General features: G+C 49.6%; 2 protein-coding genes. Both read left to right on the top strand.

Annotated features, from left to right (window positions below; translation table 11 throughout):
- The coding region (locus AXI57_RS07565) for a condensation domain-containing protein (RefSeq protein ID WP_238380171.1) at positions 1-1995 on the top strand (1995 nt) is incomplete at its 5' end.
- Positions 1996-2017: 22 nt separating this feature from the next.
- On the top strand, positions 2018-10442 hold an 8425-nt coding region (locus tag AXI57_RS22480; RefSeq protein WP_061669739.1), incomplete at its 3' end, for a non-ribosomal peptide synthetase.

The following is a 10442-nucleotide window of genomic DNA, read 5'->3' as shown; positions in this document are numbered from 1 at the left end:
GGCATCGAGTACATCGGCCGAATCGACCAGCAGGTCAAGGTGCGCGGCTACCGGATCGAGCTGTCAGAAATTGAGGTTCGCCTCGCCCAGCTTTCGGCTGTGCAAGACGCGGCAGTTGCTGCGGTGAAGGATAACGCGGGCAATACTGCGTTATGCGCGTACGTTACACCGGAAGACGCTGATACTGAATCACTCAAGTCAGCGTTAAAAGACACGCTGCCGGACTACATGATCCCGGCGTACTGGGTAACGATGGACGAGCTTCCTGTGACCGCCAACGGAAAGGTTGACCGCAAAGCTCTGCCTCAGCCTGATATTGAAGCGCAAAGCGCGGCATACAAGGCGCCGGCCACGGAAATGGAAGAGCTGTTAGCCGATATTTGGCAGGATGTCCTCGGTATCCCGGACATCGGCATAAGCGACAACTTCTTCACACTTGGCGGCGATTCCATCAAAGGCATTCAAATGGCGAGCCGCCTGAACCAGCACGGCTTGAAGCTGGAAATGAAGGATCTTTTCCAGCATCCGACGATCGAAGAGCTGGTGTCTTACGTAGAACGCACGGAAGGCAAAGAGGCTGATCAAGGTCCTGTAGAAGGAGAAGCGATGTTAACGCCGATCCAGCGCTGGTTCTTTGACCGCAAGTTTACGAATCAGCACCATTGGAACCAATCAGTGATGCTTCACGCACCGAAAGGCTTTGACCCGATAGCGGTTGAGAAAACGTTACAGGCACTGACGGAACATCATGACGCGCTTCGTATGGTCTATCGCGAAGAACAGGGAGACGTCATTCAATATAACAGAGGTCTCAACGAAGCATCTGTAGATATGAAGGTGTTCAAACTCAACGGACCGGCGATTGACAATGAGGAAAAAATCGAGCGTGAAGCAGACCATCTCCAAAGCAGCATTGTATTGGAGACTGGCAATCTGTTAAAAGCGGGGCTTTTCCAAGCGGAGGACGGCGACCATTTACTGCTTGCAGTTCATCATTTAGCGGTAGACGGGGTTTCTTGGCGGATTTTACTGGAGGATTTCGCTGCTGTCTATACTCAGTTAAAGCAAGGAAATAAGCCGGTCCTTCCGCAGAAGACCCATTCATTTGCCGAGTATGCCGAGAGGTTAAAAGAATTCGCCAACACGAAGGCCTTCTTAAAGGAAACGGATTATTGGAGACAACTAGAGGAAAACACAATTCAGACGCCGCTTCCGAAAGACCGTCAATCCAGCGATCAGCGAATGAAGCATACAAGAACGGTTCAATTCTCGCTGACTGCCGAAGAAACAGAAAAGCTGACAACAAAGGTTCACGAGGCTTATCACACGGAAATGAATGATATTTTACTGACAGCGCTCGGTTTGGCAATGAAGAACTGGACAGGCCAAGACCAAGTAAGTGTTCACTTAGAGGGACATGGCCGTGAAGAGATACTCGAAGATATATCCATTTCGCGGACTGTCGGCTGGTTTACAAGCATGTACCCGATGGTGCTCAACATGAAGCATGCCGACGATTTGGCATATCAGCTAAAGCAAATGAAAGAAGATATCAGACACGTTCCGAACAAAGGCGTCGGTTACGGCATTTTACGTTATCTGACAGCGCCGGAACATAAAACAGAACTCGAATTCTCTATTCAGCCGGAGATCAGCTTCAACTACTTAGGGCAATTTAACGAAATGGCGGATTCCGGATTGTTTACAAGATCCTCAATGCCATCTGGACAATCATTAAGCCCGGAGACAGAAAAACCGAATGCGCTGGATATCGTCGGTTATATCGAGAATGGAACGCTGACGATGACACTGGCCTATCATTCTCTGGAATTTCATGAAAGAACCATCCAGGCTTTCAGCGATAGCTTTAAAACCCATTTACTCAAAGTAATGGAGCATTGCTTAGCCCAAGATGGCACAGAGCTTACGCCTAGTGATCTTGGTGATGATGATCTGACACTTGATGAGCTTGATAAATTAATGGAAATTTTTTAATAGAAAAAGACAGAGGTGGCATATGAGCAAAAAATCGATTCAGAAGGTGTACCCGTTGACACCGATGCAGGAAGGGATGCTGTATCATGCGATGCTTGATCCGGATTCTTCCTCTTATTTCACACAATTAGAGCTGCGCATTCACGGTGTCTTTGACCTTGAAATCTTTGAAAAAAGCGTCAATGAGCTGATACGGTCATACGATATTCTTCGCACTGTGTTTGTGCATCAGCAGCTTCAAAAGCCTCGCCAAGTCGTATTGGCGGAGCGTAAGACCACAGTGCATTATGAAGATATAACCCAATTAGACGCCCAGCGTCAAAAAGATCGTCTTCACCGTTATAAACAGGACGTGCAGCAGCAGGGCTTTAATCTGGCGAAGGATATCCTGTTTAAAGTGGCGGTTTTCCGGCTGGATGCGGATCATCTGCATCTTGTCTGGAGCAATCATCATATTATGATGGACGGCTGGAGTATGGGAGTGCTCATGAAAAGCTTGTTCCAAAACTATGAAGCGCTCCGCTCGGGCCGCCCGGCTGTCAATGGACAAGGCAAGCCTTACTCCGACTATATTAAATGGCTCGGAAAGCAAGACAATGAAGAAGCGGAACGCTATTGGAGCGAGCGCTTGGCTGAGTTTGAACAGCCAAGCGTGCTCCCGGGCCGCATTTCTGCCGAAAAGGGCATGTACAAAAGCGAAGAGTACAGCTTTGTATGGGATGAGGAACTGGTATCGCTTATTCAACAAACGGCGAATCAACATCAGGTTACAGGACCCAACCTTTTTCAAGCTATTTGGGGAATTGTTCTCAGCAAATACAACTTTACGAACGATGCCGTCTTCGGCACAGTGGTTTCCGGACGTCCATCTGACATTAACGGGATCGAGACAATGGCGGGGCTGTTCATTAACACCATACCGGTCCGCGTAAAGTATGAAACTGAATCTGTCTTCTCCGATGTATTTTCAGCCGTACAAAAGCATGCCGTCGAAGCGGAGCGTTATGATTACGTGCCGCTCTACGACATTCAAAAGCGTTCAGCGCTGGACGGAAGCCTGCTTAACCATCTTGTCGCTTTTGAAAACTATCCTCTTGATAAAGAGCTGGAAAACGGAAGTATGGAAGACCGGCTCGGCTTTTCCATTAAGGTAGACAGCGCTTTTGAACAGACAAGTTTTGATTTTAACCTGATCGTGTATCCGGGGAAAACATGGACGGTCAAAATCAAATATAACAGCGCCGCGTATGATACGGCATTTATAAAAAGAACAGCGAACCATCTGACACGCATGATCAAAGCGGCTGTCCGGCATCCGGAATCCCGCGTGCTGGATCACGGGCTTGTGGATGGAGCGGAAGAACGGCAGATGGTGGAAATTTTTAACGAAACGCAGACAAAGCTTCCGGAAGAACAAGCCGTTCACAAATTGTTTGAAGCGCAAGCGGAACGGACGCCGGCAAGCCTTGCTGTCGTATACGGGGAGCAAGAGCTGACATATCGGCAGCTGAATGAGACAGCGAATCGTCTGGCAAGAAAACTTATCGAACATGGCTTGCAGCAAGGACAGACAGCTGCAATTATGAATGACCGTTCGGCCGAAACCGTGATCGGCATGCTTGCCGTATTGAAGGCAGGCGCCGCATATGTCCCGATTGATCCATCCTTCCCTGAGGACCGGGTTCGTTTTATGGCGGACGACAGTTCCATCCGGCTTGTGCTGACTGTAAAGGCATATGAAGAGCGGGTGAAATGGTTACAAGTCCCTGCCGTTATGATGGACAGCGGCTCAGATCAGGCTGTGAGCGCCGCTGATCTGAACTTGCCTGCCCGCGCTGCGGATTTGGCATATATTATGTACACTTCCGGTTCTACCGGGAAGCCAAAAGGCGTCATGATCGAACACAGAAATATCATACGACTGGTGAAAAACGCCGGGTATGTTCCCGTTCATGAAGAGGATCGGATGGCTCAGACGGGGGCTGTCAGTTTTGATGCCGGAACGTTTGAGGTGTTTGGCGCATTGTTAAACGGCGCGGCGCTTTATCCTGTCAAAAAGGATACGCTGCTGGACGCGAAGGGCTTTTCGGCATTCCTGCGTGAGCATCGCATTACGACGATGTGGCTGACGTCTCCTTTATTCAACCAGCTGGCCGCAAAGGATGCCGCCATGTTCCAAACGCTTCGCCATTTAATCATAGGCGGCGATGCTTTAGTTCCGCATATCGTGAACCAAGTCAAACGGGTTTCTCCGGAGCTTTCTCTTTGGAACGGATACGGACCGACAGAGAATACGACTTTTTCAACGAGCTTTCTTATTGATCGGGAATACAATGGCTCGATACCGATCGGGAAACCAATCGGAAACTCCACCGCTTACATTATGGATGAACAGCAGCGCCTTCAGCCGATCGGGGCACCAGGCGAGCTGTGTGTCGGCGGAAACGGAGTGGCGCGGGGCTATGTAAACTTACCTAAACTGACAGAAAAGCAATTTCTCCAAGATCCTTTCAGACCAGAGGAAAAAATATACCGGACAGGTGATTTGGCGAGATGGCTTCCGGACGGAAATATCGAGTTCTTAGGAAGAATTGATAATCAGGTAAAAGTCCGCGGCTTCAGAATCGAGCTGGGTGAGATTGAAACAAAAATCAGTTTGGCAGACCACGTGACAGAGGCTGCCGCTGTCATTAGAAAAAATAAAGCGGATGAAAACGAAATTTGTGTGTATTTCACCGCTGATCGTGAGCTGTCTGCGGCTGAGCTCCGTAAGTCGCTGTCGCAATCTTTGCCGGAATATATGATTCCAGCTCATTTTATGCAAATGGACAGCCTGCCGCTCACGGCGAACGGAAAGGTCGATAAAAAAGCGCTGCCGGAGCCTCAGTCAGATGCCGTGCAGCCGGAATATGCCGCGCCGCAGACGGAGACGGAGAGAAAATTAGCAGACATTTGGGAAGGGATTCTCGGCGTAAAAGCCGGAGTTACCGACAATTTCTTTACGATCGGCGGCCATTCGCTTAAAGCGATGATGATGACGGCTAAAATCCAAGAGCAGTTTCATAAGGACGTTCCGATTAAAGTGCTGTTTGAAAAGCCGACGATCCAGGAACTGGCACAATTTTTGGAAGAAAACAACAAGGAGGAGCAGCGTTTTGAACCGATTCAGCAAGCGCCTTATCAAGAGCATTATCCTGTATCCTCGGCCCAGCGAAGGATGTATATCCTCAATCAGCTTGGACAAACAAGCACAAGCTACAACGTCCCTGCTGTACTTCTGCTGGAAGGAGAAGTAGACAGAGATCGTCTTGAATCCGCGATTCAGGCGTTAATCAACCGCCATGAAACATTGCGCACTTCTTTTGACATGATAGACGGAGAAGTCGTGCAGATCATTCATAAAAATGTTTCTTTTCAGCTGGAGGCTGCCAAGGGCCGGGAAGAAGATGCGGAAGAACTGATCAAAGATTTTATCCGGCCGTTTGAGTTAAACCGCGCGCCGCTCGTCCGTTCGAAGCTGATCCAGCTTGATAAAGAACGCCATCTGCTGCTGATTGATATGCACCACATTATTACAGACGGCAGCTCGACGGGCATTTTAATCGGGGATCTGGCTAAATTGTATCAAGGCGCGGACTTAGAAACGCCTAAGCTTCACTATAAAGATTTTTCTGTCTGGCAAAACCATCAATCACAAAAAGAAAAACAAAAAGCGCACGAAGAATATTGGCTCGATACGTTTAAAGGGAATTTGCCGGTTCTCGATCTGCCGACGGATTATCCGCGTCCGTCCGAACGCAGCTTTGCCGGAGAACGGGTCATGTTCGGCATCGACAAACAAGTCACCGCACAGATTAAGAAGCTGCTGTCTGACACGGACACAACGATGTATATGTTCTTATTGGCCGCTTTCCATGTATTGCTGGCTAAATATGCATCACAGGAAGATATTGTTGTCGGCTCTCCGACCGCGGGCAGAACGCATCCTGATCTTCAGGACGTACCTGGAATGTTTGTCAACACGGTGGCTTTACGGACATCACCTTTAGGTGAGAAAACCTTTAAACAGTTCTTAGATGAAGTGAAAACAATCAGCCTTCAGGCATTTGAGCACCAGAGCTATCCGCTCGAGGAATTAATCGAACAACTGCCGCTGACAAGAGACACAAGCAGGAGTCCGCTGTTCAGCGTGTTATTTAACATGCAAAACATGGAGATTCCGTCCTTGAGATTAGGAGATTTGCAGATTTCCTCTTATTCCATGCATCATCATGTGGCTAAATTCGATTTATCTTTAGAAGCGGTGGAGCGCGGGGACGAGATTGGTTTAAGCTTCGATTACGCGACAGCTTTGTTTAAAGACGAGACCATCCGGCGTTGGAGCAGCCATTTCATAAACATGATAAAAGCTGCTGCCGAACATCCGAATATGAGGCTCGCTGATTTGGAACTGCTCTCCCCAGCGGAGCGGGAAGCTCTTCTGACTGAAGAAACACATTCAGCAGCGGACGTGTCGGGGCATACGACATTTGCATCTTTATTTGAAAATAGAGCGCAGCAGTCACCTGAACGGACAGCGGTTTTCGGTGAAAGGAAATTGACCTATCGCGAGCTGGACGAGCAGGCAAACCAGCTGGCGCGTCATCTCCGCACACATGGAGCCGGCAGTGAAGAGATCGTCGGCATTGTCATGGACCGGACTGTCAATTTGATGGTGTCTATTCTCGGCGTCATGAAGGCCGGTGCCGCTTTCCTTCCGATTGATCCGGATACACCTGAAGAAAGAATCGGTTATTCATTGGAAGACAGCGGAGCGAAGATTGTTCTCGCTGACGAGAGAAATATGACGGCCATTGCCGGTTATCAAGGTGAAATAGTCAATATTGATACGGCTGATTGGCGCCGGGAAAGCAAGGAGCGGCTAGAACCTGTTGCAGGTTCTGGCAATCTTGCTTATGTCATTTACACATCCGGTACGACCGGAAAGCCTAAAGGCGTGCAGATTGAACATCGCAATCTCGTGAACTATGTGTCTTGGTTTTCAAAGGAGGCCGGGCTGACAGAAGGAGATAAAGCGGTACTGGTGTCGTCCTACTCATTTGATTTGGGCTACACAAGTCTGTTTCCTGTTCTCTCCTCAGGCGGCGAGCTTCATATCGTGCCAAAAGAGACATACACCGCGCCGGATCAGCTTGGGCGTTATATGAAGGAACACGGCATTACCTATATCAAACTGACACCGTCACTATTTCACACGATTGTCAACACCTCCCGTTTTTCAGAAGGGAAGCATTTTGACTCGCTCCGTTTGGTTGTGCTCGGCGGAGAGAAAATTATTCCGGCTGATGTCAGCGCCTTCCATGCGGTCTATGCCGATACAGCTTTTATCAATCATTACGGTCCGACAGAAACAACGATCGGCACAGTCGCCCAACATATTGATCTGTCAGACCTGGCGCAATACGCAGAACGTCCGACAATCGGGCGGCCGATTGCCAATACAGGCGCTCTTGTGCTAAACGGGGCATTAAAGCTTGTTCCTCCGGGAGCGAGCGGCGAGCTCTATATTACGGGCCGGGGGCTTGCCAGAGGGTACCTCCGCCGTCCGCATCTCACAGCCGAGAGATTCATTGAAAATCCATATTCACCGGGAAGCTTGATGTACAAGACCGGAGACGTGGTGCGAAGACTTTCTGACGGAACGATTGAATTTATCGGACGTGCCGATGATCAAGTGAAAATCCGCGGATACCGTATCGAACTGAAAGAAATTGAAACCGTTCTGCTCGGAGTAAGCGGCATTCAAGAAGCGGTGGTTCTGGGGGTTTCAGAAGGCGGTCTTCAGGAACTTTGCGCTTATTATAAAGCGGACAAAGCGTATGAAGGGGCTGAAATTCGCAAGCTGCTTGCGAAGAAGCTTCCGTCTCACATGCTGCCGGCGTACTTTGTGCAGATTGAGTCAATCCCGCTCACCGCAAATGGGAAAACCGACAGAAACGCTTTGCCGAAACCAAACACGGCCCATACCGGGCATCTCGCATCGGCTGCTCCGGAAACTGAGCTGGAAGAGAAGCTTTGCCGTATTTGGCAGAATACCCTCGGCATTGAAACGCTTGGCATAGATGATAACTTCTTTGATCTCGGCGGCCATTCCTTAAAAGGAATGATGCTGATCGCCAATATTCAGGCTGAGCTCGAAAAAACAGTACCGTTAAAAGCACTTTTTGAGCAGCCGACGATTCGCCAGCTGGCTGCCTATTTGGAAGCCTCGGCTCAATCGGGCGGTTATCGGAAGATTACCCCCGCCAAAAAGCGTGAGGTCTATCCGGTGTCTTCGGCTCAAAAACGGATGTATGTGTTGAACCAGCTTGACCGAAACGGCACGAGCTATAATATGCCGTCCGTTCTTCTGATGGAAGGGGATCTCGACATCGCGCGTTTGCAGGAGGCGCTCAATCAGCTTGTGAACCGCCATGAATCGCTGCGAACCTCATTTGCTGAGGCTGACGGCCAGCCCGTCCAAACGATCATGGAGCAAGCTGAAATAGACCTGCATGTGTTTGAAGCTGAAGAAGCGGAAGCAAAACAGCGGATCAAAGCATTTATCCGTCCGTTTGATATAAGCTCAGGACCGCTCATCCGCGCTGGATTGATCCGCGTGGGAGAGAAGAAACACCTTCTGCTATTGGATATGCATCATATTATCGCTGACGGAGTTTCCAGGAGCATTTTTGTACAAGAACTGGCATCGCTGTATAAGGGAGAAACCCTTCCTAAACCGCAGCTTCATTATAAAGATTTTGCAGTTTGGCAGAATGAATCAGCGCAAGTTGAACAGATGAAGGAACACGAGGAGTTCTGGCTCTCGGCTTTTGCGGGCGATCTTCCGGAGCTTGACCTTCCGCTTGATTATCCCCGTCCTCCCGTACAGAGCTTTAAAGGGGACACGATCCGCTTCGCAGCAGAAAGAGAGACGGCGAAGGCGATTGAAGAATTGCTGGCCGCTACCGGAACAACCTTGCACATGGTGCTGCATACCGTATTCCATGTCTTTTTAAGCAAAATCACCGGCCAAAAGGATATTGTCATCGGCTCAGTTACAGCAGGCAGAACAAATGCTGATTTGCAGGGAATGCCAGGTATGTTCGTCAATACGCTTGCGCTGCGCAACGAAGCAGGTGAAAACCAAACCTTTGCTCAGCTTCTTGAGCAAGTGAAACATACGAATCTTGAGGCATTGGAGCATCAGGACTATCCATTCGAAGACTTGATCGGAAAGCTTGAACTGGCAAGGGATATGAGCCGAAACCCATTGTTCAATGTCATGGTGACAACGGAAGACCCTGATAAAGAACAGCTTAAGCTCGAAAATCTGAAAATCACCCCGTATCAAGCAGATCAAGGCACGTCTAAATTTGATCTGACTCTCGGCGGGTTTGAGGATGAAAACGGTATTGGCCTTCAGCTGGAATATGCGACCGATTTATTTAAAAAAGAAACGGCCGAACAATGGAGCATATATCTTTTGCGGCTGTTAGAAGCGGTTGCCGCCAACCCTGACCAAAAACTCTCACGCCTGTCACTGGCTGACGAAGCAGAAAAACAAAGCCTGCTTGATGCATGGAAAGGCAAAACGCTTTCTGTGCCGCGGGACAAAACAGTTCATCAGCTGTTTGAAGAAACCGCTGATTGCTTCGGCACTCGCCAAGCCGTCACGTACAACGGAAGCTCATGGACATACAGCGAGCTGAACGCCAAAGCGAACCGTCTGGCGCGTATTCTGATCGACTGCGGCGTCAGCGCGGATGACCGCGTCGGCATTCTCACGAAGCCGTCGCTCGAAATGTCCGCCGCGGTGCTGGGCGTGCTGAAAGCAGGCGCGGCATTTGTGCCGATTGACCCTGAGTATCCGGATCAGCGGATTCAATACATTTTAGAAGACAGCGGCGCGAAGCTTCTGTTTACACAGGAAGAACTGAGTGTGCCTGAAAGCTACACGGGAGAAGTCATTCTTCTGAATGGGGAGCGCTCCATTTTGAGCCTGCCGCTTGACGAGAACGACCGGGCGAATCCGCAGACAGAGACAAACGCGGATCACCTCGCATATATGATTTACACGTCAGGAACGACTGGACAGCCGAAGGGTGTCATGGTCGAACACCACGCGCTTGTGAACCTGTGCTTCTGGCATCACGACGCATTTGGTATGACGGCAGAGGACCGCAGTGCGAAATACGCGGGCTTCGGATTTGACGCATCCATTTGGGAAATGTTCCCGACATGGACGATCGGTGCCGAGCTTCACGTGATTGATGAAGCGATCCGTCTCGATATCATCCGCCTGAATGAGTATTTCGAACAAAACGGCGTCACGATCACCTTCCTGCCGACCCAGCTGGCGGAGCAATTTATGGAGCTTGAAAACAAATCGCTCCGAGTGCTTCTGA

Source organism: Bacillus atrophaeus (genome assembly GCF_001584335.1).
GTDB classification, from domain to species: domain Bacteria; phylum Bacillota; class Bacilli; order Bacillales; family Bacillaceae; genus Bacillus; species Bacillus atrophaeus.
This window is presented reverse-complemented; position numbering and strand designations above follow the sequence as displayed.